The sequence below is a fragment of the Niveispirillum sp. SYP-B3756 genome, assembly GCF_009495745.1.
Classification (GTDB): Bacteria; Pseudomonadota; Alphaproteobacteria; order Azospirillales; family Azospirillaceae; genus Niveispirillum.
In genome coordinates this window covers 66,300-88,575 of record NZ_WIDQ01000013.1, presented here as the reverse complement: position 1 = coordinate 88,575, position 22,276 = coordinate 66,300, and the positions used below count along the sequence as shown (strand labels likewise).

Here is a 22,276-nt window from a genome sequence, read left to right as displayed (position 1 = left end):
TCAGGCCGCCACCGGCATCCCTGCACCGCTGGCCAGGCTTTCGGTGAGAAAGCCGACCAGCGGGCGGACCAGATCGCCGGCGCGGTCCTCCCCCACCACGGTGATTTCCGTCTGGGGCAGCGCCGGCCAATCCGGCCCTTCGGGCAATATCCGCAACCCATCGCGCAGGAAACAGCGGCCCAGCACCGTCACCCCCAGCCCGCCCGCCACCGCGGCCTGCACCCCCATCAGGCTGCTGGCGGTGCAGGCGGCCACCCAGTTGCGGCCATTGCGCCCCAGGGCAGACACCATCAGTTCCCGATAGGTGCAGGGGGCCGGCAGCATCACCAGCCGCAAGGGGCCGGACAGGTCCAACGGCTGGTCGGCTGCCGCCATCCAGACCAGTTGTTCGCGCCAGATCACCCGGCCCCGCTGGGCAGTGCCATCCTTCTTGGCGATCACCGCATCCAGCCGCCCCTCATCATAGGCCGCCAGCAGGGCACAAGACAGGCCGGTCATCAGCTCCAGATGCACCGCCGGGTACAGCCGGCTGAACCGGGCCAGCAGGCGGGGCAATTGCTGGGGGATGAAATCTTCCGATATGCCCAGCCGCAACGTGCCCGACGCCAGGGGGGAACGCAGGTCGGCCACCAGCCGGTCATTGAATTCCAGCATCTGCCGGGCCGAGGCCAGCAGCCTTTCCCCTTGGGCTGTCAGGCGCAGGCTGCGGCTGGTGCGGTCGAACAGACGCAGTTGCAGGATTTCCTCCAGCCGCAGCACCTTCTGGCTGACGGCGGATTGCGACCGGCCCACCAGATCGGCGGCGGCGGTGAAGCTGCCCGCATCCACCACCGCCACGAAGGCCCGCAACAGGTCGATTTCCAGATCAGGATGACGCATCGGGGGGCTCCGGTGGTGGGTACGTTTCAAACCTGCACCCACCGTCACCCCAGCGAAGGCCGGGGTCCAGGGGCCACAGGCGCTTTGCTCTACGATGCCGGACCCCGGCCTTCGCCGGGGTGACGGTGGAGAAGGCCGATACTGTTTCGTCCCCTCAGAACCCAGCCAGCACCTTCTTGCCGAAGGAGCGGCCGCTTTCCAGCAACTGGTGCAGCCGCGTCAGGTTGGCGGCATTGATGGTGCCTTCCACCCCGGTCAGCGTGGTTTGCAGCAGGCCCGCATCCACCAGGGATGACACCTCGCCCAACAGCCGGTGCTGTTCAATGATGTCCGCCGTGGCAAACATTGAGCGGGTGAACATGAATTCCCAGGAAATCGTCACGCTGCGCCGCTTGAAGGGCAGCACGTCAAACGTCGCCGGATCGTCGATCACCGACAAATGGCCCTGCGGGGCGATCATCTCCACGATCGAGGGCATATGCTGGTCGGTGTTGGACAGGGCGGCGACATAATCCACCGCCTGGATGCCGATGGCGCGCAGGCCCTCCGCCAGCGGCTGGCGATGATCGATCACATGGTGGGCGCCCATCTTCTGCACCCATGCCACCGTTTCCGGGCGCGACGCGGTGGCGATCACCGTCAGCCCGGTCAGCCGGCGGGCCAGCTGGATCAGGATGGACCCCACACCGCCAGCGCCGGCGATCACCAGCAGCGTGCCCGTCTGGTTCTTCACGCCATAGGGCACGCGCATCCGGTGGAACAGCATTTCCCAGGCGGTGATGGCGGTCAGCGGCAGGGCGGCAGCGGCCGGGAAATCCAGGCTGGCCGGCTTCGGCCCGACGATGCGTTCATCCACCAGATGATATTCGGCATTGGTGCCGGCCCGCGTCAGATCGCCGGCATAGAACACCGCATCACCGGGCTTGAACAGGGTCACCGCCGACCCGACAGCGGTGACGGTACCGGCGGCATCAAAGCCCAGCACCTTATGCTGGCCTTCCGCAGGCGCCGCGTTGCGGCGCACCTTGGTATCGACCGGGTTGACGGAGACGGCCGCCACCTGCACCAGCAGATCATGCGGGCCAGGGGTGGGCACCGGCAATTCGATATCGGCCAGCGCGCCAGCGCCATCCACGGGGCCGGCCTTCTGGTAACCAACGGCTTTCATGACAGGCGAACCTTTCAATCGGGCGGCAGCCGCCGCCAGTGAGGGGGATGACGGCAAAGGTGGGCCGGAACCGGCAATAAGAAAAGCGCATAATTCAAATCGAATCCATCAGTTTATCAACTGCATATCCCCTCCAGGGGGATAGGACTCGCCCACTGTCCCAGCGGGTGCTAGGCTCCATCCCATGAGCCATGCACAAGACCCCGAAATCATGAACCGCCTGCGCCGTGCCCATGGGCATTTGGGCGCCACCCTGCGGATGCTGGAGGAAGGGCGCGACGCGCTGACCATCGCCCAGCAGCTTCAGGCCGTGCTGAAGGCGCTGGACAAGGCCAAGACCGAACTGGTGCTGCACCATATCGAACATCATCTGGAGGAAGTGACCGGCCCACTGCCGAAGGAGGCGCGGGAGCGCATGGCCAGCATTGCCGAAATCACCAAATATCTCTGAAGGTTACGCATCATGACGCCCTTTGCCGACCTGTTGCGCGAAGGAACGGCCCATGCCTGGCTGTTCGCCCCCACGGCCGTCCTGCTGGGGGCGCTGCACGGGCTGGAACCGGGCCATTCCAAAACCATGATGGCGGCCTTCATCGTGGCGGTGCGGGGCACCGTCACCCAGGCGGTGCTGCTGGGCCTGTCGGCCACCCTTTCGCATACGCTGGTAGTGTGGGGTGTGGCTCTGATCGGCCTGCATTTCGGCCAGAATATGGATGTGGAGGCCAATGAGGGCTGGTTCCAGCTCGCTTCCGGCGTGATCATCCTGCTGGTGGCGCTGTGGATGCTGTGGCGCACCTGGCGCGACCTGCACCCGCAGGGACAGCACCATCATCACGGCCACCACGATCATGGCGGGCATCATCACGGGCATGACCACCATCATGACCATGATGAAGACGCGCCCCAGGGCGCCCATGAACGCCAGCACGCCATGGAGATTGAGCAGCGCTTCGCCGGGCGCGCGGTGACCACATCGCAGATCATCCTGTTCGGCCTGACCGGCGGGCTTATCCCCTGCCCCGCCGCCATCACGGTGCTGCTGCTCTGCCTGCAATTGAAGGAATTCTCGCTGGGCGTGGCGCTGGTGCTGTGTTTCAGCATCGGGCTGGCGCTGACCCTGGTGCTGGTGGGGGTGGCGGCGGCTTTGTCGGTGCGTCATGCCGCCAGCCGCTGGCCCGGCTTCAACGCGCTGGCCCGCCGCGCCCCCTATTTCTCCGCCGGGCTGATCCTGCTGGTCGGGCTTTATGTCTGCTGGAGCGGTTGGCACAGCCTGCCAACGCTTTAGTTGACCGAAAACAATGGCGGCGGCGCAGACGGCCAAAATACAAATCCGGTCTATTCCTGGCCTTTCCCTTCCACCGGACCCCATGCGGATGATATTAAAGAACAAACCCTGTCGGACATCCGCCCATGACCGCATTTCCCGCCCGCTTTACCCCAGGCCAGAAACCGTTCCTGATTGCGGAGCTGTCGGGCAACCATAATGGCGATATCGATCGCGCGCGGCGGATGATCGATGCCGCCAAGGCGGCGGGTGCCGATGCGGTGAAGCTGCAAACCTACACCGCCGACACCATCACGCTGGATGTCGACCGGCCGGAATTCCGGCTGGAAGGCGGGTTATGGGCCGGGCGCACGCTGTATGAGCTGTATCAGGAAGCCCATACACCGTGGGATTGGCACCCCGCCCTGTTCGCCCATGCTGCCGAGATCGGCATCCCCCTCTTCTCCAGCCCGTTTGACCCCACCGCCATTGACCTGCTGGAAAGCCTGGGTGCACCCGCCTACAAGATCGCCAGTTTTGAACTGGTCGACCTGCCCCTGATCGAAAAGGCCGCCCGCACCGGCAAGCCGCTGATCATGTCCACCGGCATGGCCTCCCTGGGGGAGGTGGCAGAGGCGGTGGCCGCCGCGCGGGTGGCCGGCAACGATAATATCTGTCTGTTGCACTGCGTCTCCGGCTATCCCACCCCGGTGGAGGATTGCGACCTGCGCACCATCCCGCATCTGGCCCAGGCCTTCGACGTGGCCGCCGGCCTGTCGGACCACACCATGGGTGTCGCCGTACCGGTGGCCGCCGTGGCGCTGGGGGCAGTGGTGATCGAGAAACATTTCACGCTGGCCCGCACCGATGGCGGGCCGGATGCCGCTTTCTCCCTGGAACCGGCGGAATTTCGCGCCATGGCCGATGCCTGCGCCGCCGCCCACGCCGCCCTGGGCAGCATCTCCTATGCCCTGAAACCCAGCGAGGCGGGGGGGCGCAGCTTCCGCCGCTCCCTCTACATCACCGCCGATATCGCAGCGGGGGAGATGCTGACGGGGGCCAATGTGCGTTCCATCCGCCCCGGTCTGGGCCTGCCGCCCAAGCACCTGCCCGATGTGCTGGGCCGCGTTGCAGCGCGCAACCTGACACGCGGTGAACCGTTGGACTGGGCCATGCTGGGGCCGAAGGGCTGATGGCGGCCCGGCCCCGCATCGTCGGCATCAGCCAGGCGCGGCTGGGCTCCAGCCGGCTGCCGGGCAAGGTGCTGCTGCCGGCCGCCGGCCGCTCCCTGCTGGCTTGGCAGGTGGCGCGGCTGCAGCGCTGCCGGCGGCTGGATGCGCTGATGGTGGCCACCAGCGACCTGCCCGGCGATGATGCCCTGGCCGACCATGCCACCGGGCTGGGCGTGCCAGTCTTCCGGGGCAGCGAAACCGATGTGCTGGATCGTTTCTACCGGGCAGCCCTTGCCGGGGGGGCGGATATCGTGCTGCGCTTCACCGCCGACTGTCCGCTGATCGACCCGGCGCTGGTGGATGATCTGGTCGATTATTTTCAGGGCCAGCCGCTGGATTATGCCGGCATTGATGTGTCCCGCTTTCCACGCGGGCTGGATGCGGAAATCACCCACCTGGATGTGCTGGAAACCGCCTGGAAAGAGGCCAGGGCCGATGTCGAGCGCGAACATGTCATGCCCTTCCTCTGGCGCCGGCCCGAACGCTTCCGCCTGGGCCTGTTGACCCGCCCCGATAGTGTGGGCGACGGGCGGACGCCATGGCGCTGGTGTGTGGACACCGCCAGCGACTATGCCCTGGTATGCCGCTTGCTGGAGACGCTGTCAGCCACCCGCCCGGATTTCGGCTGGCAGGATGCCGACGCGCTGATGCGGACCCATCCGGAATGGGTGGCGCTGAACCGCGATGTGGTGCAGAAAACCCTGCCCGCTGAAGGAGAAGAATGATGAACCGTGCCGATTTTCTGAACGCCCTGGACGAGATGCTGGAGCTGGACCCCGGCACCCTGACTGGGGAAGAGGCGCTGGAGGGCCTGGATAGCTGGGACAGCCTTGCCGTGATCAGCTTCATCGCGCTCGTCGATGAACATTTCGACAAGGTGGTGGCCGGCGAGGATCTGGCCAAGGCCAAGACCATCAACGACCTGCTGGCGCTGGCCGGTGTCGCCTGATACGCCCCTGCCCGCCCCCGGTGAAACCGGGCGCAGCCGTGGCGGGATGCGTCCGCGCCGGCATAAGGTGATGCTGGAAGACGGCCCCGCCTCCTGGCTGGAAACCGAACAGGGGGGCGGCGTGCCGCTGGTGCTGCTGCATGGGTTGGGCGGTGACGCGCTGACCTGGCAGTTCAATGTCACCGCCTTCGCCGGGGGCGAACGCAAGGTACTGGCGCTGGATTTGCCAGGGCACGGCGCCTCCACGCTGGATGTCGGGGGCGCGCGGGTGCGCGATCTGGCGGATTGGGTGGAAAATCTGCTGGATCAGTGCTGCCTGGGCCGGGTTGATCTGGTAGGTCATTCGCTGGGCGCGCGGGTGGCGCTGGATCTGGCCCACCGGCCCGGCCGGGTGCGCCGCGCCAGCTTGCTGGCCTGTGCCGGGCTGGGCAGCGATCTGGATTATGGTTTCCTGGACCGGCTGGCCGGTGCGGCGGATATTGCACAGGCCCGCGCCGTGGCCGCCGCCCTGTTCGCCCAGCCCGATCAGCTGGTGGAGCCGTTGGCCCGCGCGCTGGCCCTGCGCATGACGGATGCGGCGGCAAGGCAGGCGGTGGGGGTCATTCTGGCCGCCAACCGCGACGATCTGGGTGAAAAGCTGGTGGCGCGCGACTGGGCACCGCCCGGTGTCGCCCTACAACTGATCTGGGGGGCGGAAGACCGTATCGTGCCGCCGCCGGCGGCAGAGCTGATCCCCACCCGCATCCCGCTGTATCTGCTGCCAGGGGCTGGCCATATGCCGCATGTGGAAGCGGCCAGCCGCGTCAATGAACTGGTTCGGAGTTTCCATGCATGAGTGAGCGTCACGCGGAATTACTGGCCCTGATCGCGCAGGAGACCAACCGCATCCTGACGGAAAAGGGGGAAGCGGCGGTGGCCATCACGGCGGACACCGCCTTTCTGGACGGCCCCCTGCCCTTTGATTCGCTGGATCTGGCCACGCTGATCGTGGCGCTGGAAGGGGTAACGGGCAAAGACCCGTTCCGCAGCGGGTTCCGCCAGTTCAGCAAGGCCGGCGAACTGGCGGCGCTTTACGCCGATGCCTGACTGGATGCCCGGACCGGGTGAAATGGTCGGCGGGGCCGTCCTGCTTTATCTGCTGCTGCTGGCCCGCAGTGCCCGGAAACAGGGGGAGTTCAAGCAATTCCTCTGGGGTCTGGTGATTGTGATTGGCATCATCGGCATCATCGGCGGCGTGATCTGGGGCTGGATCGCGCTGAAAGGATAGGACATGGCCGCTCTCCCCGCCCTGCCCTGGCTGCACCCCGATGCCCGCCTGATTCAGGATGGGCAGGTGCTGGACAGTGCCGACCTGCTGGCGCTGGCGGGGACCATCCGAGCGGATGGCGGAAAGCCCCTGGCGGTGGAAGGGCATGATATCGGCACGGTAGCGGCCCACCTGATTGCCGCCTGGCAAAATGCCTGTCCGCTGGCCCTGCTGCGCGGTGGGCTGGCGGCACCCGATACCACCGGCGAAACCGGTGCGGTGCTGCTGCTGGAAAGTTCTGGCACCACCGGCACGCCCAAACGGATTGCCAAGCCGCTTTCGGGGGTGCTGGCCGGCATCGGCAAGGCGGGGGACAGCGGCGGCGGGCGCTGGTTGTTGACCTATGATGCCTGTGGCTTTGCCGGGCTGCAGGTGCTGCTGACCGTGCTGGCCGGCGGCGGTACGCTGGTGGCCGCAACCGGGGCGGACCTGCCCACCCTGGCGCGGCTGGCGGTGCAGGAAGGGGTGACACATCTGTCCGCCACCCCCAGTTTCTGGCGCGGCCTGCTGTTGAGCGGCCAGCGCCCGCCGCTGGCCGCCATCACCCTGGGCGGGGAAGCCGCCGACCAGCCGCTGCTGGATGCGCTGGCCAACCAGTTCCCGCAGGCGCGCATCCGGCATATCTATGCCAGCACCGAACAGGGCCGCCTGTTCAGCGTGGCCGATGGCAAGGCGGGCTTCCCCGCCCGGTGGTTGGAGAGCCCGCCCCTGTCCATCCAGGATGGCACCCTGCATGTCGGCGGGGTGGATACTGGCGACCGCGTGGCGCAGGTCGGGGACCGGGTGCTGTTCCAGGGCCGGGCAGACCTGGCCATCAATGTCGGCGGCACGAAGGTAGACCCGTTACTGGCGGAGGGCCGCCTGCTGGCCCTGCCCGGTGTGCGTGATGCCGTGGTCTATGCCATCCCCAGCCCGATCACCGGGCAATTGCTGGCTGCCGATCTGCTATTATCACCAGAACTGGCGGCAGGAGAGTGGCGGGCGGCGGTGGCGGGCGTCCTGGCCGACCTGCCGCCACCCGCCCGCCCCCGCCGGCTGCGGCGGGTGGATCACATTGCCTTGTTGCCATCAGGCAAGAAGCGACGCATCGCGGAGGAAGCATGAAGCGCCATGTCATCGTCACCGGGGGCAGCCGTGGGCTGGGCCTTGCCATCGTGACGGCGCTGCTGGCTGCAGGATATCGCGTCTCCACATGCAGCCGCAACCAGGGCGATGCCCTGCCCGCCTTGCTGGAACAGGCCGGTGAAGACCTGTTCTGGCAACAGGCCGATATTGGCGACAGTGACAGCACCGATAGCTTCATCCAGGCGGCCGTTGCCCGATTGGGCGTGCCCTGGGGGCTGGTGAACAATGCCGGCATCGCACGCGATGGCATTCTGGCCACCCTGCCGCTGGTGGAGGTGGATCGGCTGATCCAGACCAACCTGACCGGTTCCATCCAGATGGCGCGCGGGGTGCTGCGCCAGATGCTGGGCCGGGCCGGGGGTGGGCGGATCATTAATATCTCCTCCATCATCGGCCAGCGCGGCTATACCGGGCTGGCCGCCTATGCCGCCACCAAGGCCGGGCTGGATGGCTTGACCCGCGCCCTGGCGCGGGAGGTGGGGCGGCGGCAGATCACCGTCAACAGCGTGGCACCGGGCTATCTGGACACCGAAATGTCGGGTACCCTGTCGGCAGGGCAGCGTGACCAGATCGTGCGCCGCACCCCGCTGGGCAGGCTGGGCACGGCGGCGGATGTGGTACCGCTGATCCTGTTCCTGCTGGGCGATGCGGCCGGTTTCATCACCGGCCAGACGCTGACCATTGATGGCGGGATCGGTTGCTGAATAGAGGGGCGGACACATCATGGCGCAGGCGCGCATCCAGGGCATCGCGTTGCGTGGCATCGTCTCCGCCCTGCCCGCCCATATACAGGATGTCAGCGATCTGGCCAGGCGGTTCGGGGCAGAACAGGCAGAGCGTATTGCCAGCGCCACCGGGATCTATCGTCGTCACATCGCCAGGCCCGATCAGTGCCTGTCCGATCTGGCCCTGCCCGCCGCGCGGGAATTGCTGGGCGGGCTCGGCTGGGCAGCGGACAGTATCGACCTGCTGATCGTGGTGACACAGACGCCGGACCATCCGCTGCCCGCCACGGCCTGCCTGTTGCAGAACGCGCTGGGTTTGGGCCGGCACTGTGCCGCCTTTGATATGGGGCTGGGCTGTTCCGGCTATATCTATGGGCTGTGGAATGCCGCCAGCCTGCTGGCCGGCATGGGGAGGGGCCGCGCCCTGCTGGTGGCCGGCGACATTACCAGCCGCACGCTGGATGCTGATGACCGCAGCACAGCCCCACTGTTCGGCGATGCCGCCACGGTGACGGCACTGGAATATGATCCGGCTGCGGGATCACTGGCGGTGGATTTGGGCACTGACGGGGCCGGTGCCCCCTATCTGATCAAACAACAGGGCGGCCAGCGCTCCCCGGACGGGCCGCCCCTGTTCATGGATGGCACCCAGGTTTTCGCCTTTACCCTGCGGGAGGTACCCAAGGCCATCACCGCCACCCTGACGGCGACGGGACTGACCATGGCCGAGATCGACCATGTGGTGTTGCACCAAGCCAATGAGATGATGCTGAAGCGGTTAGGACAGAAGATCGGCGCCAGCGCCGATCAGCTGGTGCTGGCCCTGCGGGAGCGCGGCAATACCAGCTCAGCCAGCATACCACTGGCCATCAGCGACAGGTTGGGCAACGCGCTGGCACAGCAGCAACAGCGTTTATTACTAAGCGGCTTTGGTGTCGGCTGGTCATGGGGCACGGCGGTCTGGACTCTGGGGCCGGTCATAGGCCCCTGCCGCACCATAACAGTCGATTGACCCTCAACCAGCCGGTTCTGTCGTGGGTTTGCGCCGGACCTTGGTGACAATCACCGGCGGCCGCGGCGGGTTTTCCGCCGGCGTTGCCCCTGCATTTACCGGCACGTCCGCGAAAAGCCGACGGCAAATCTTCAAAGCGCGATAATAATTGCCGTCGCGGACCAACATTTCAATATCGTTAAACAATTGGGCCTCACCTGGATGAGCCAAACGGGACTCCTCCAGAATAAGACCAAACTTTACCAGATTAAGCTGCGCATCTTCAGGAAAAATATAAATAAGCTGAATAATAAAATAGAGCTTTTTTTCAATTGTATCGCAATTTTCTTCCTTCATGATTTCACGACCACGAAGGAAATTTACCTTGTTATAAAAAAATAGCGAAACAGGATGATCGCCGATACCGATAACGGCACCATTCACAATCAGCTTCTCACCCGGACGCAAGACAAGTTTCAGTGGCACGATATCAATCCCAGCACAATGTTGGAGCGCGATCGTTCGGCGTCCGCTCTATGAGGTAAGCCACCAGCCCCCCGCAGGTCACGGGAAAATATGCGCATAGGCGACATTTTTATGCCGCACGCCTAGGACTGCTGGCCCGGAAACAAGAACGGCGGGCCAAAGCCCGCCGTTCCCATTACCCATTGGGGCCTGCGGCTTAGAACAGACGCAGGATCGACTGCTGAGACTGGTTGGCCAGCGAGAGGCTGATGGTGCCCAGCTGCTGACGCGTCTGCAACAGCAGCAGGTTTGCACCTTCCTCGTTCTGGTCGGCCTGGGTCAGCTTGTTACCGCCGTCAACCAGCACGTTGGAGAAGTCGCTGGTGAAGCTCTCACGGTTCTGGATGATGTTCAGATTGGTGCTCAGCGACTGGGAAGCGCTGCGCAGCGTGCTCTTTGCAGCATCCAGGCTGGCGGCAGCCTTGTCGATATCCGCACGATCCAGGAAATCATTCTGCGCATAATCGATACGCAGGCCCTGACCGTCCGTCTTCACATTGATCGAAGCCACACCGATATTGTTGGTGTTGGATTCGTTCAGCTGCACATTCAGATCATTTTCCGTGTTGGCGTCGGAACGTTGCACCGTCGTCAGGTTGGCCGACGACTGCGCACTGGCAGCAGCCATGATCGTCGCAGAGTTCACTGACACACGAACAGTACCGCTGTCGAAGCTGAGCGAATTCTCGCCATCTGTCAGCTTGCTGCTACCGCGGGCATTGCCTGCCGAGCGGCTGGTGGTGACACCATTGAGGTTGGTCGCCGAAATCTCAATATCGACGCTCTTCTCAATGGTGGACTTACCATTGGCGGCCGTCCCAAGAGAATTGAGATCAGCACGGTCAACGCTGAAAGATACTGTTGTACCCGACGAGAAGCTGACGGACACCGACTTGCTCTCAGCATTGGTCGTGGTCGCACCCACGTTAAAGCTGACGCCGGTGCCTGTCGTGACATTAGAGGTAATCGTAAAGGAGCTGGTACCCTTCGTGGCATCTGCCGTGGCCGTACCAATGGTAAAGCGGCTGGTGTCAATGCCACCGGCAACTGCCGCCTGCAAACCTTCCGCTATCTTCTGGCGACGGGCCTCCGGGCTGAGATCCGTGCCGCTGGCAGAGAGATCAGAAGCCTGTGCCGTATAGCTGAACGATTGACCATTCACCGTTGCGGTGAAAGTATCACCTTCTTCAATCGCCCCACCAATTTCAACACTGGAAACCTGAGCCGTCCCCTCCTTACCGGCAGTTCCCGTGCTGGCGGACGCCGACTGGCTGTTATCAAAGAACTTGAAGGTACGGCTCTCGCTGCCTTCCGTCACCACGACGGTGCGTTCCTTACCCTGGGCCCCCCGCATCTCGATCGAGATGTCGGAGAAATTGCCGGAAGTGTTGGAAAGCTTGCCGGAAACCTTCAGGCTGCTGACGCCGCGCTTGCCTTCGGCGCCGGCAATGTCTTCCAGATTCCCCGAAATGGCACCCGTTCCGCTTACACTGACCGAATAAGTATCCGAGGAAACAACGTTGGTCACACGGCTGGCGGACAGACCGGCGATGCTGTTGACGCTGCTGCGGCTGGACGCTGTCGTATCCAAGGTCAAGCCATTACCCGACAGCAGGTTCTTACCAGCGTAACCGCTATCACCCGCAACCTTGTCGATCTGGTCCTTGATGGCATTGAACTGCTGCGCCAGCGACTTGCGCGTGGCGATCGAAGCAGCGTCATTGCCCAGGCTGGAATAGGCGGACGTGGTCAGACCCTTGGCCTGATCAATCAGCTTGTCGATGGCGGAGATACCCTTGTCACCAGCCTGGATCGTGCTGATGGCCTGCCCCATTTGGGACTTCAGGCTGGTCAGGTCGGCCGCGCGCGTCGTCAGGCTCTTGGCCGCGAAGAAGGCATTGGGGCCGTCAAGGGCGCTGTTCACCTTGTTGCCGGTGGCCAGCTTGTTCTGGATCGAAGATACCTGCTTCTGCGTATTCTGCAAAAGCAGAAGGTTGGAACGCATGTTGGAGGTAAGGTTCACATCACTGGAAGACATTTGATCTCTCCTTTGGAGGCCTGAGTACCCGAATTTTTCGGGCTATCCCCAGCAAACACCGGGGCCGTCGTACTGTCAAGCAGGTTGTTCCCGCATCGGGCCAACCCTATTCGTCTGGTTAGGGACGTCAGCACGACCCAGGCGCTATTTACGCAGATAAACTACGCTAAAATCGCGGAAAGCCAAACGGCCAATATCCCAAAGACCATCAGGATAGAGTGAGGGGGGACACTGGCCTGATATAAAGCAATTCGGATGGGACAAACCCCTGGTCAAGCGACCAGATTCACACCTGAACCACCGCTTCCCCCGACCGACCCAGCCGCAACGGCCGGCGCAGATGCGGCAGAAGGCACTGGGGAAGCAGCAGCACCTGCATAGCCGGGCGTTGAAAAGGCCGGAGCGCCCGACCTTCCCTTCGACTCGGCTGATTGAGATGCAACAGCAGCCTCCCCCCCCTCGCGCCCACGCAGGCGATATTCCCGCACCACCCGCTCGGAAGGATATTGAGTTTCCACAGTCCCACTATCGCCGTCACGGAACATCAACACTGCGATGGCCGCGTCGCTGTCATACTGAATGACGGGGGAGACATAGGGAGTACCGGTATTTGCTGAAGCGGGCACAGGGGCCGGGGTAGACTCCACCTTATTGGCGGCTGTCGGACTGGCAGCCGGCACATAAGATGTCGCTACGTTTCGAATCCCCTCAATCAGCATGGTCTGGGCCTATTTTTAGGTAATTCAATAATGCCACAACAAAAACCGTGACGCAAACAAAATCTTAACATATTGTAAAAATTCAAAAATTCGACCCAAATCATCCCCATGAAGGGAAACGGCATATCTGTATGTATCTGCGGAAAGGCCGTCGATATTACTGGCACCCCCGAAATAGAGGGGAATTCCTCACGACCCTATCCTTTCGTCTATAAAATGGCGCAGCCGTTCGGCCAGTCCCGTCAGCACAGGTTCCCAGTTCCCCCACGCGGATTGGCGAAACAACCGAAGGGTGGGGTACCAGGTACTATCATTCCGGTTGCGTAACCAACGCCAACAGCCGTCAAATCTTGACAATACCCATACGGGCACACCCAGCCCCCCCGCCAGATGGATTACCGCTGTATCCACGCCGATCACCAGATCAAGACCGGCCACCAGGGCAGCGGTATCGGCGAAGTCGCAGAGTTCGCCGGTCCAGTCCACCATATCCAGCGGTGCATCCGGCCCCTGGGCTTCAGCGCCCCGCGCGCCCTTCTGCAGGCTGATGAAGCTGATCCCCGGCAGGTCGCGCAACGCAGACAGTTGCGCCAAAGGCAAGCTGCGGCGGCGGTCCGTGGCCGCGGCCCTTGGATCGCCGGCCCTGGCATCCCCTGCCCAGACAAGCCCCACCTTCACCCCTGGCAGGGCCGCCAGACGCCGTGCCCAGAAGTCCCGCCGTTCATCCGGCACCTGCAGATAAGGCACCTGGGCCACCTCATCCCCTGGTGTGCCTTGAACATGCAGTGGCAGGCTGAGCAAGGGGATGCGGCAGGCGATATCGGCGGGCACCGCCTCCCCCAGAACACCGATCTCCACCACCGGCGGCAGGCTCTCCCGGCACAGACGCCGCAAGGCAGGCTGAACCTGCAGCAGAACCGGCAAGCCACGCGCCACCAGGGGCCAGACATAGCGCGCGAATTGCAATGTATCGCCGTGCCCCTGTTCGACATGGACCAACAGACGCTGGCCAGTCGGCAATCCCCCCCCATTCCATAATGGAAGCGCCGCCAGGGCCGCACTCAGCGGGAAGCCCGGAACCTGCCAGCGCCATTCATATTCCCGCCACCCTTCGGCCATATCCCCGGCCAGCAGACGAGCCTGTGCCCGCTGCCAATGGATGATGGGATCAGAGGGTGACAAGGCAAGCGCTGCCTGATAACAGGCCTCCGCCCCGGCATCATCCCCCTGGTCACGCCTCACGGTTCCAAGATTGACCAGGGCCGGCAGCGACTGGGGAGACTGTTCCAGCACCTGTTCCAGCGCGGCGGACGCCGCCGCCAGTTGCCCCTGACCGTGCAGACCGTTGGCCAACGCCACCAGCCCCGCCGGCAAGCCGGGTTGCTGCGCCAGCAGAGTACGCGCCTCAGACACCGCTTCATCAAATCGGCCGAGCGTGGAGAGCGCGTCGCAAAGTCCAAGCCGGCTGTCCTGTTCCGTCGGCCCCCGCGCCAGCACAAGGCGGAACTGCTCGGCTGCCTCCGCCGCGCGGTCAACCCGCAGCAGGGCAAACCCCAACCGCTCACGGATTTCAATCCGCTCAGCAAACAGCATAACCGCCTCTTCCAGCCGCGCCAGACTGCCTGGGGCTGCCGGATCTGCGGACAGATTGTAAAGGCAGATCGCCAGATTACGCGCTGCATCGGCGGCACCCGCCGCCACTGCCCGGCGCAACGTTGCTTCCGCTGCCGGCAGATCGCCCAGGGCCAATAAAACGGCCCCATGTTCAGCCAGCGCCGCCGCCTGCGCCGGGCTGCCGGCCGGCTCCTGCGCTGTGACCGTGGCAAAACTGGCCGCAGCCCCGGCCAGATCACCCGACTGGCGTTGGGCAACCCCCAGATTGAATCGCCAGTCCTGCCTGTCCGGCTTCTGCGCCAAGGCGGTGCGCAAACTGCGCACCGCCTTGGCCGCTTTCCCCTGCTGCAGACAGGCCATCCCCAAAAGGTAATGCACATCCGCCAGGCTGGGAACAGCCACCAGAACCTGACGGTACGTCAACTCCGCCGCCGCCGGGTCGCCCCCACGATGCAGGGCGATGGCCTGATCCAGCATTGTGTTCAGATCACTCATGATCCGACCTTTGCCTTACCGGTAGCCGATCCCGTCGCCTTGGTGGGCGGAACCAGGGGAGCGGGTGGGGCCGGCGGCGGCTTCAATATCGGGGGTGGCAGCGGCGCCTGTACCACCGCTGGTGCGACCGGCGCCGACGGTGCAGCGGCACCGGCCGGCATCTCGGGTTCCGGTGGTGGTGATGGCATGGATGGCACGAACATGAAGTTCCGCGTGACCTGATCCTCATGGCTGGCACAGCCCGCGAGGCCAAAGGCCAACGCTGGCAGCAGAAGCGCCGCCCACGGCCGCCCGCATGTCCAACCCCGCATCGTGCGCCCCCTGAAAACAGCCCGTCCTTGAAGCCACCAACCTAGGCTCAACGCGCCAGCTGTTCCAGAAAGCTTTCATCCTGCACGACGATATAGCCGTTTCGGTAGGTGATGGCCCCCGATGCCTGAAAGCTTTTCAACGTCTTATTGACGATCTCGCGGGAGACGCCCAGCATATTGGCCAGATCCTCCTGGCTCATGAAGGCGGCGATGCGGATGCCCTTCTCCGTCCGCCGGCCAAAATCCCGCGCCAGTATCAAGATGCGCTTGGCCAGACGCCGGGTGACATTGAGGAAAACGGTATCCTCGATAATGGCGCTGGTCCAGCGCACCCGCTGGCACAGCACACCCATAAGGCGAATGCAGAGATCGGGGTGCTGCAACAGGAAAGGCATGAAATCGCGCCGGTCGATGCGCAGCAACTCCCCCGGCTCCTGCGCCATGACGGTGGCGGTGCGTTCCCCGCCATCCAGCATGGCGATCTCCCCGAACACAGCGCCGGCATCCAGGATATTCAGCAACATCAGCTTGGCCTCCCGCGACTCCGTCTGGACGGCGACGCGTCCACGCAGAATCACATAAAGGCTGTCGCCCGGATCGCCCTTGGCAAAGATACGCTCATCGGCCTGCACCCGCCGTGGACGGGCAAATCCCAGTATCGCCTCCATTTCGGCATCACTGAGAATGCTGAAGAGCTGGTTCCGACGCAGCAACGCCGGATCAACGGTCAGCGACACAAGATTTTTCCCGCCATCACACCCGGCAGCAGCACCAGGCAACCACAAAATGATTGATGCTATTGTTGAAAAATGCAAGTCATGCGCGCATCGACAACAAGGGCCCTGCCACTTTTTCCCACATGAAAGTATGCTCGAAGGCAAAGCCGGGCTGCACCTTCAGGCTGCCTTCACGCAGGCCATGCGACAGATCCGTCAGCAAGGCCAGGGCATCTTCCCGCTTCTGGTCCGCCCGGCCATGGGCCAGCCAGCAGCGGAAATGCTCCATGGCGGCAGCATCCAGCCCCTCCTCCACCGCATCACGCAGCAGGCGGCCATAGGACCGGTCCTGATAGGGCAGTTCCTTGGCGATGCGCTGGAGATGCTGGCGGTCATGCGGCGTCAACGCCCCGGCCGCCATGGCGTCTGACAGGGTGCGGCGGATATTGACCATTGCTTCGGACAGGAGCGGATAACCCAGTTCTGCCGGACCATGGGTCACCGCCACCTCGTCATCATCCTCCAATCGGCCATCAACATAGGCCTGGAAGATCGCACCCACCCCCTGCATCCCGAACGGGTGCAGTTCAGCGGCGCGCAGCGCCCCCATGCTGGCCGCCCCCAGAACGGGAATGCCCTGCGACAGAGCGTAAAGGATTTCCTTGTGCCAGACCGATGGCACATTGGCGAAATACCCATCAATAATGGCGATAGCGGCCGGCCGCTCCGTCACCGCGCGCAGCACGTCACCTTGTGCCACCGGCGCTCGGTAATCCGCTGCCAGCACCCGACGGGCAGCGGCCACTGCCAAGGTGGGACCAAGAAAAACGATGACGGGATTGGACATGCGGCTTCTCCTGTGACCCATCCATCCAGATCAGGGTTGATCGGATGAAGCATGTTTGCTGGAGCCTGACTCTGCTGACCGAAAACACGCCCTAAGCTCTTGACATTCTCAGAATCTCAACCGTCGGCGCTACATCCGCAGCCCGGCGACGCCGCCAGAAATCACAGGCCGGCGACGCAGCGGGCACGGGGACCAAGGCAGTAGTTGGGACTGCCATCCACCCCTTCCAGGCCGGGCACGATGACCCGCACCACGGGAATGCCGATCTCTGGCCGGGACAGATCGACGACGATGACGTCCTCCACCCCAACCTGACCCAGACGCAGGCGCAGTTCCGCCAGATCGGCGCGCAGCGAGGTGCCGCGCCAGCCAGCGATCTGGTTGAAATCGCGGACAGGCGCACCCAGACGAATGCGGTCCAGCCACAAGCACTGCTCCTGCTCGGTCAGGAAACGCTCATATTCTTCGCGTTGCATGTCGTCACGCGCGCCGGAAATGAAGGTCAGCCGGCTCTGCGCCGCCTCCGTCAAGGCACGGGCCAGGGCGATCTCCGGCACCAGATGCGTGCCATAGCCACTAGCAGGGCGTATTTGGCGGGCCGCCCCGCCATCGGCCTGGGCGATGCGCGCGATGAAGGTGGGGACACCGGTATCCGCTGTCATATCCCAGACACCAACCGCCACGCCAGCGCGGGCAAAGCGCGCCAGCAGGCTGCGGCAGGCCGGATCGGCCACCGTTTCCAGATCCAGCCGCGTGTCTTCCTGTGCCTCCACCGGCAGCAGGTTCCATAAGGTGCGGGCGTCGCGCTCAATCACCTCTGACAGGCCATGGATCACCGCCTCAATCCAATGATTGCCCGAGGCCAACCCGTTGGAGGTGGCCTGAAAGCAACCATGGCCGGTCGGCAATGGCAGCGTGTAATTCGTATGCACCATCTCGTAAGGCACCCAGCTGCTCGTGCCATCGGCAAGATTGGTGCCCTCCGCCCACAACAATTGGGTATGGGGCGTGAAAATGCTGTCCATCTGGCAGGGCAGCAGAGCAGGATCGACCAGTGGCAGGCTGTAGCGCAGATCCTCATAAGAACCATGACGCAAAGACAGTTGCGGACGTTCGGCGTGCCAGGACTCGATGCTTTCCATAACGGCCGACGCCTTGGCGGCGGCCAGGGTCAGCCCCTTGCCCTGGGAAACCGCCAGGGAACGGGAGTTGGGCCGGTTGACCATGACGACGGGGATGCCAACCTGGTCCAGCCCGGTGACATTTGCCACCCGGGTGATACCGAACAGGCCGAAAAGCGGCGTCACGCGCGCCAGCGTTTCCTCCGGTGTGGCCAGCCGCCGCCATTGCGGCGAGGCGATACCGTCCCATTCCGCCACCCGTACCTGTCCCATCGCATCCTCCACCGGCATTTTTCCACCCGCTTTCTTCCTGAACGAAAGCCGGGCCGGCCCAAACCGGTTGGTTTGGGCCGGCAAGCCCGTCAGCTGCGGGCGCTGTGCAACTCGGCACTGGCACCGACATCCATCGCCAGACGGGGTGCCGCCACACGAACCGGTGCCGCTGCAATAGCAGCGCCAGCAACAACTTCCGCCCCATTGGGACCGACACGATACAGACGACCATCAGCGCCACGGATGAACATGTGCATCTCCTGTGCAGGTAAATAGTTGTAAGGTTACAAGTGTGGGCAAGGAATGTTAGCCATGCCTCGCCACAGACCGTAATCCGAAACGGACGTTTTGAAATGTGAAGTGCTTCACAGCACTGTATGCATCCGATCGACTATGGTGACGGCGTCGTTCGTCACAAATTGATCGTAAGCAATCCAGTCCAGGCGAGGCCGCCCATGAACATCATCCACGGCACCAGTGACATCAGCGTCTATGAACCCCATGATCTGGAGGTAGATGGTCAACTGATCAGCCATAATGTCTGGGTTGAGGGCCATCGCACCAGCGTTCGGCTTGAGGCCGTCATGTGGCAGGCGCTGCATGAGATTGCCGAGCGGGAGGCCATGTCCATCCATCAGGTGATCAGCGTTGTATCCCGGCGCCAGCATCAGAATGCATCGTTGACGGCCACGATCCGGGCTTTCCTGGTCGCCTATTTCCGCGCCGTTTCACGGGGGAACAACCAGTCCCTGTTGAAGGAATTCAATCACCTTTAATAGCAGCAGACATCGGCCCCCTTTTTAGGCAAAAAAATCCCCGCGACCGACATGCGGCGCGGGGATGGAAAGTTTAATAAGGGAGGAAACGCAACATGGTTGCGGGTGTCTTTATATCGGCCACAAACTAACAATCCGTTAACAGACCAATATATATCCAATATGTAACCTGCGTTCAGCGGTTGGCAGCCCTGCACCGGATGCGCTATGCAGCGTACTTCCGGCCTGTCCCCGCAATCGAGACATCATGATCAGTATCTCCGCCCGTATCGCCCAGGAACTCTCCGCCCGCCCGCAGCAGGTGGAAGCGGCTATCGCCCTGCTGGACGAGGGCTCGACCGTCCCCTTCATCGCCCGTTACCGCAAGGAAGTGACCGGCGGTCTGGATGATACGCAGTTACGCACCCTGGATGAGCGGCTGCGTTACCTGCGGGAGTTGGAGGAACGCCGCGCCACCATAATGGCCAGCATCACCGAACAGGGCAAGATGACCGCCGATCTGGAAAAGCAGATCGAAGAGGCCGACACCAAGACCCGGCTGGAAGACCTGTACCTGCCCTACCGACCCAAGCGCCGCACCAAGGCGATGATCGCGCGGGAGGCGGGGCTGGAACCGCTGACCGATGCGCTGCTGGCCAACCCGGCCCTGACGCCGGAGGTGGAGGCGGCCCGCTTTGTCGATGCTGAAAAGGGTGTGGCCGATGTGAAGGCGGCACTTGACGGGGCACGGTCCATCCTGGTGGAACGCATGGGCGAGGATGCCACCCTGGTTGGCCGCCTGCGCGAGTTCGCCCAAAATCAAGGCGTGCTGGCCGCCAGCCTGGTGGACGGCAAGGCCGAGGAAGGGGCCAAATTCTCCGACTATTTCGCCTTCAGCGAGCCCTTGTCGAAGATCGCCTCCCACCGCGCCCTGGCCCTGTTCCGGGGTCGCGCGGCGGGTGTGCTGGATTTGAAGCTGGTGGTCGGTGAGGATCAGGCCGCCACCGGTGGCCCGCACCCAGCCGAACAGATGATTGCCGCTACCTATTCTATAATGGATCGGGGCCGCGCGGCGGATCGCTGGTTGCTGGATACCTGCCGCTGGGCCTGGCGCACCAAGATCGCCCTGCATATCGAACTGGACCTGATGAATGTGCTGCGGGAGAAGGCGGAGGATGAGGCCATCCACGTCTTTGGCCGCAATCTGAAGGATCTGCTGCTGGCCCCACCCGCCGGCCAGCGTTCCACCCTGGGCCTGGACCCCGGCATCCGCACGGGTGTGAAGGTGGCGGTGGTGGATGCCACCGGCAAGCTGCTGGACACCGCCGTCATCTATCCCCACGAACCCAAGCGCGACTGGGAAGGCTCCCTGGCCGCACTGGGGGCGCTGGTGATACGCCATGATGTGGACCTGATTGCCATCGGCAACGGCACCGCCAGCCGGGAGACGGACAAGCTGGCCGCCGACCTGATCGCCCGCCTGCCCGATGTGAAACTGACCAAGGTGATGGTGTCGGAGGCCGGCGCCTCCGTCTATTCCGCCTCTGAAGTGGCGGCGCTGGAATTCCCCAAGCTGGACGTCTCCCTGCGTGGGGCCGTCTCCATCGCCCGGCGCCTGCAAGACCCGCTGGCCGAATTGGTGAAGATCGACCCGAAATCCATCGGCGTCGGCCAGTATCAGCATGATGTCAGCCCCGCCAAGCTCTCCCGTACCCTGGATGCGGTAGTGGAGGATTGCGTGAATGGCGTCGGCGTGGATTTGAACACCGCCTCTGTGCCGCTGCTGGCCCGCGTTTCCGGCCTGTCGGAAACCGTCGCCAAGAATGTCGTCGCCTTCCGGGATGAGAAGGGGGCCTTCCGCTCCCGCCGGCAATTGCTGGAGGTGACGCGCCTGGGGCCGAAGGCGTTTGAACAAGCCGCCGGCTTCCTGCGCATCCGCGATGGGGAAAACCCGCTGGACGGCTCCTCAGTCCACCCGGAAGCCTATCCGGTGGTGGAACGCATCCTGAAGAAGACCGGCCGCCCCTTGTCCAAGCTGATCGGTGATGTCGCCTTCCTGCAATCGCTGGACCCGGCGGATTTCACCGATGATAAATTCGGCATCCCCACCGTCACCGACATCCTGAAAGAGCTGGAGAAGCCCGGCCGTGACCCGCGCCCGGAATTCAAGACCGCCCAGTTCAAGGATGGGGTGGAGGAACTGAAAGACCTTCAGCCCGGCATGGTGCTGGAAGGGGTTGTCACCAACGTCACCGCCTTTGGTGCCTTTGTCGATGTTGGCGTGCATCAAGATGGGCTGGTTCATATCAGCCAGTTGTCGCACAGCTTCGTGAAAGACCCCCATGCGGTGGTGAAGGCTGGCGATATCGTCAAGGTCAAGGTTATGGAAGTGGACCTGAAGCGCAAGCGCGTGGGCCTGACCATGAAGCTGGACGAACGCCCGGCCCCCACCAAACCCGCCGCCGGCCAGCCGCAGCGGCCCGAGCGGCGTGATGATCGCCGCGACGACCGGCGCGGCCCGCCCCCGTCGCAGGCCGCGCGCAACAGCGCCCCCCCGCCGAAGCAGAAGCCGGCACCGGAAGACAATGCCTTCGCCGCCGCCTTCCTGGCCGCCAAGGCAAAGACCAAGCGCTGACCACAACGCCCCGCATCCGCCACAATTCAGGGGGAAAAACTGACTGGTTTCACCACCTGAATTGTGGGAACGGGGATAATGCGGGGATGGGGGATGCTGCCGGCTCTGCCGGCGCTGTTATTGCTGGCTGCCTGCGGGTCGGCACCTCCTGCCCAGCCGCCAGCAAAGGCAGCCCCGCAATTGCCCCTGACCGTGGGTGGCGGCAAGGGCAGCCAGCGGGGCAATTACCCCACCTTCGTAACCGGCGACATCCATGACAGCCCGGATGGCCCCTGCGCCGTTTACGCCTGGGACCGGATGTTGAGCAGCGGACAGGTGGTGCGCTATCTCTCCGCCGCCTGCCCCTATCCCGGTCGCCCCGGCTATTTCCGCATGGTGGAACTGGGGCGCGTGCTGCTGCCAGCAGGTGAAAGCCCGCTGACGGCGGAATGATGATCAGGGTTGCAGGCAGGCCCCCAAACCGGGTTTGACAGGGGCGGCCTGATCCAATATACCCCCCGAATTCCTGGGAAGGCGGGTGCCGGATGGTTCGGCGCCCCGTCCCCGTTTTTGTCTTTTCCAACCGGTGAAGACAAAGGGCGGGGAACT

Annotated in this window: 24 protein-coding genes; 15 read left to right on the top strand and 9 right to left on the bottom strand. The window is 63.7% G+C overall.

Going from position 1 to position 22,276, the window contains the following annotated elements:
- Together GE253_RS19850 and GE253_RS19845 are read right to left on the bottom strand one after the other, a co-directional pair.
- Window positions 1-879 (bottom strand): LysR substrate-binding domain-containing protein, encoded by an 879-nt coding sequence (locus tag GE253_RS19850; RefSeq protein WP_153205884.1) that lies wholly within the window; start codon window positions 877-879, stop codon window positions 1-3.
- A 154-nt stretch (window positions 880-1,033) separates the two neighbouring features.
- Entirely contained in the window at window positions 1,034-2,047 is a 1,014-nt protein-coding gene (locus tag GE253_RS19845) for a zinc-binding alcohol dehydrogenase family protein (RefSeq protein WP_153205883.1), read from the bottom strand.
- Window positions 2,048-2,231: 184 nt separating this feature from the next.
- On the opposite strand from GE253_RS19845, the gene GE253_RS19840 reads away from it, so the two are divergent.
- From GE253_RS19840 to GE253_RS19790, 11 genes are all read left to right on the top strand, one after another.
- Window positions 2,232-2,498 carry a metal-sensing transcriptional repressor gene (locus GE253_RS19840; protein ID WP_089289074.1) on the top strand — a complete coding sequence of 89 codons (267 nt, stop codon included), beginning with the start codon at window positions 2,232-2,234 and terminating at the stop codon, window positions 2,496-2,498.
- A 12-nt stretch (window positions 2,499-2,510) separates the two neighbouring features.
- A complete protein-coding gene (locus GE253_RS19835) occupies window positions 2,511-3,332 on the top strand; it encodes a nickel/cobalt efflux transporter (protein WP_153205882.1) in 822 nt (273 codons plus the stop codon).
- Between the two features lie 125 nt (window positions 3,333-3,457).
- Window positions 3,458-4,504, top strand: coding sequence for a pseudaminic acid synthase (gene pseI / locus GE253_RS19830; RefSeq protein ID WP_153205881.1), 1,047 nt, complete (start codon window positions 3,458-3,460; stop codon window positions 4,502-4,504).
- On the top strand, window positions 4,504-5,268 hold the full coding sequence (locus tag GE253_RS19825; RefSeq protein WP_153205880.1) for a glycosyltransferase family protein: 765 nt from the start codon (window positions 4,504-4,506) through the stop codon (window positions 5,266-5,268). Before pseI ends, GE253_RS19825 begins: the two co-directional genes overlap by 1 nt.
- Entirely contained in the window at window positions 5,265-5,492 is a 228-nt protein-coding gene (locus tag GE253_RS19820; RefSeq protein WP_247878763.1) for an acyl carrier protein, read from the top strand. The genes GE253_RS19825 and GE253_RS19820 overlap by 4 nt, the downstream gene beginning before the upstream one ends.
- Window positions 5,482-6,327, top strand: coding sequence for an alpha/beta fold hydrolase (locus GE253_RS19815; RefSeq protein WP_173012747.1), 846 nt, complete (start codon window positions 5,482-5,484; stop codon window positions 6,325-6,327). Before GE253_RS19820 ends, GE253_RS19815 begins: the two co-directional genes overlap by 11 nt.
- Window positions 6,324-6,578, top strand: coding sequence for an acyl carrier protein (locus GE253_RS19810; protein ID WP_153205878.1), 255 nt, complete (start codon window positions 6,324-6,326; stop codon window positions 6,576-6,578). Before GE253_RS19815 ends, GE253_RS19810 begins: the two co-directional genes overlap by 4 nt.
- Window positions 6,571-6,759, top strand: coding sequence for a hypothetical protein (locus tag GE253_RS19805; protein ID WP_153205877.1), 189 nt, complete (start codon window positions 6,571-6,573; stop codon window positions 6,757-6,759). Before GE253_RS19810 ends, GE253_RS19805 begins: the two co-directional genes overlap by 8 nt.
- A 3-nt stretch (window positions 6,760-6,762) precedes the next feature.
- Window positions 6,763-7,902, top strand: coding sequence for an AMP-binding protein (locus tag GE253_RS19800; RefSeq protein WP_153205876.1), 1,140 nt, complete (start codon window positions 6,763-6,765; stop codon window positions 7,900-7,902).
- Window positions 7,899-8,627, top strand: coding sequence for an SDR family NAD(P)-dependent oxidoreductase (locus GE253_RS19795; protein ID WP_153205875.1), 729 nt, complete (start codon window positions 7,899-7,901; stop codon window positions 8,625-8,627). Before GE253_RS19800 ends, GE253_RS19795 begins: the two co-directional genes overlap by 4 nt.
- 19 nt (window positions 8,628-8,646) lie before the next feature.
- Window positions 8,647-9,660: a ketoacyl-ACP synthase III gene (locus tag GE253_RS19790; RefSeq protein ID WP_153205874.1), complete on the top strand. Its 1,014-nt coding sequence runs from the start codon at window positions 8,647-8,649 to the stop codon at window positions 9,658-9,660.
- Between the two features lie 3 nt (window positions 9,661-9,663).
- Here GE253_RS19790 and GE253_RS19785 read toward each other — a convergent pair whose 3' ends face one another.
- The 3 genes from GE253_RS19785 to GE253_RS19775 form a co-directional block, all read right to left on the bottom strand.
- A complete protein-coding gene (locus GE253_RS19785) occupies window positions 9,664-10,125 on the bottom strand; it encodes a flagellar biosynthesis repressor FlbT (RefSeq protein ID WP_348770905.1) in 462 nt (153 codons plus the stop codon).
- Window positions 10,126-10,321: 196 nt separating this feature from the next.
- Window positions 10,322-12,202 (bottom strand): flagellin, encoded by a 1,881-nt coding sequence (locus GE253_RS19780; RefSeq protein WP_153205873.1) that lies wholly within the window; start codon window positions 12,200-12,202, stop codon window positions 10,322-10,324.
- Window positions 12,203-13,110: 908 nt separating this feature from the next.
- On the bottom strand, window positions 13,111-15,030 hold the full coding sequence (locus GE253_RS19775) for a tetratricopeptide repeat protein (protein ID WP_153205872.1): 1,920 nt from the start codon (window positions 15,028-15,030) through the stop codon (window positions 13,111-13,113).
- Between the two features lie 39 nt (window positions 15,031-15,069).
- Here GE253_RS19775 and GE253_RS19770 point away from each other — a divergent pair, with 39 nt between their 5' ends.
- Window positions 15,070-15,252, top strand: a complete 183-nt coding sequence (locus GE253_RS19770; protein WP_153205871.1) for a hypothetical protein — start codon at window positions 15,070-15,072, stop codon at window positions 15,250-15,252.
- Window positions 15,253-15,388: 136 nt separating this feature from the next.
- Here the strand turns inward: GE253_RS19770 and GE253_RS19765 are convergent, their stop codons facing one another.
- From GE253_RS19765 to GE253_RS19750, 4 genes are all read right to left on the bottom strand, one after another.
- Entirely contained in the window at window positions 15,389-16,078 is a 690-nt protein-coding gene (locus tag GE253_RS19765; protein ID WP_348770904.1) for a Crp/Fnr family transcriptional regulator, read from the bottom strand.
- Between the two features lie 79 nt (window positions 16,079-16,157).
- Window positions 16,158-16,904: a TfuA-like protein gene (locus GE253_RS19760; RefSeq protein WP_153205870.1), complete on the bottom strand. Its 747-nt coding sequence runs from the start codon at window positions 16,902-16,904 to the stop codon at window positions 16,158-16,160.
- Between the two features lie 161 nt (window positions 16,905-17,065).
- Window positions 17,066-18,316 carry a YcaO-like family protein gene (locus GE253_RS19755; protein ID WP_247878762.1) on the bottom strand — a complete coding sequence of 417 codons (1,251 nt, stop codon included), beginning with the start codon at window positions 18,314-18,316 and terminating at the stop codon, window positions 17,066-17,068.
- Window positions 18,317-18,387: 71 nt separating this feature from the next.
- Complete coding sequence (locus GE253_RS19750) at window positions 18,388-18,549, bottom strand: hypothetical protein (protein WP_153205869.1); 162 nt, start codon at window positions 18,547-18,549, stop codon at window positions 18,388-18,390.
- A 204-nt stretch (window positions 18,550-18,753) separates the two neighbouring features.
- On the opposite strand from GE253_RS19750, the gene GE253_RS19745 reads away from it, so the two are divergent.
- The 3 genes from GE253_RS19745 (at window position 18,754) to GE253_RS19735 (ending at window position 22,120) form a co-directional block, all read left to right on the top strand.
- Entirely contained in the window at window positions 18,754-19,074 is a 321-nt protein-coding gene (locus GE253_RS19745) for a ribbon-helix-helix domain-containing protein (protein ID WP_173012746.1), read from the top strand.
- Window positions 19,075-19,321: 247 nt separating this feature from the next.
- Window positions 19,322-21,688, top strand: a complete 2,367-nt coding sequence (locus GE253_RS19740; RefSeq protein ID WP_153205867.1) for a Tex family protein — start codon at window positions 19,322-19,324, stop codon at window positions 21,686-21,688.
- Between the two features lie 93 nt (window positions 21,689-21,781).
- Window positions 21,782-22,120, top strand: a complete 339-nt coding sequence (locus GE253_RS19735; RefSeq protein WP_153205866.1) for a hypothetical protein — start codon at window positions 21,782-21,784, stop codon at window positions 22,118-22,120.
- Window positions 22,121-22,276 lie beyond the last annotated feature (156 nt).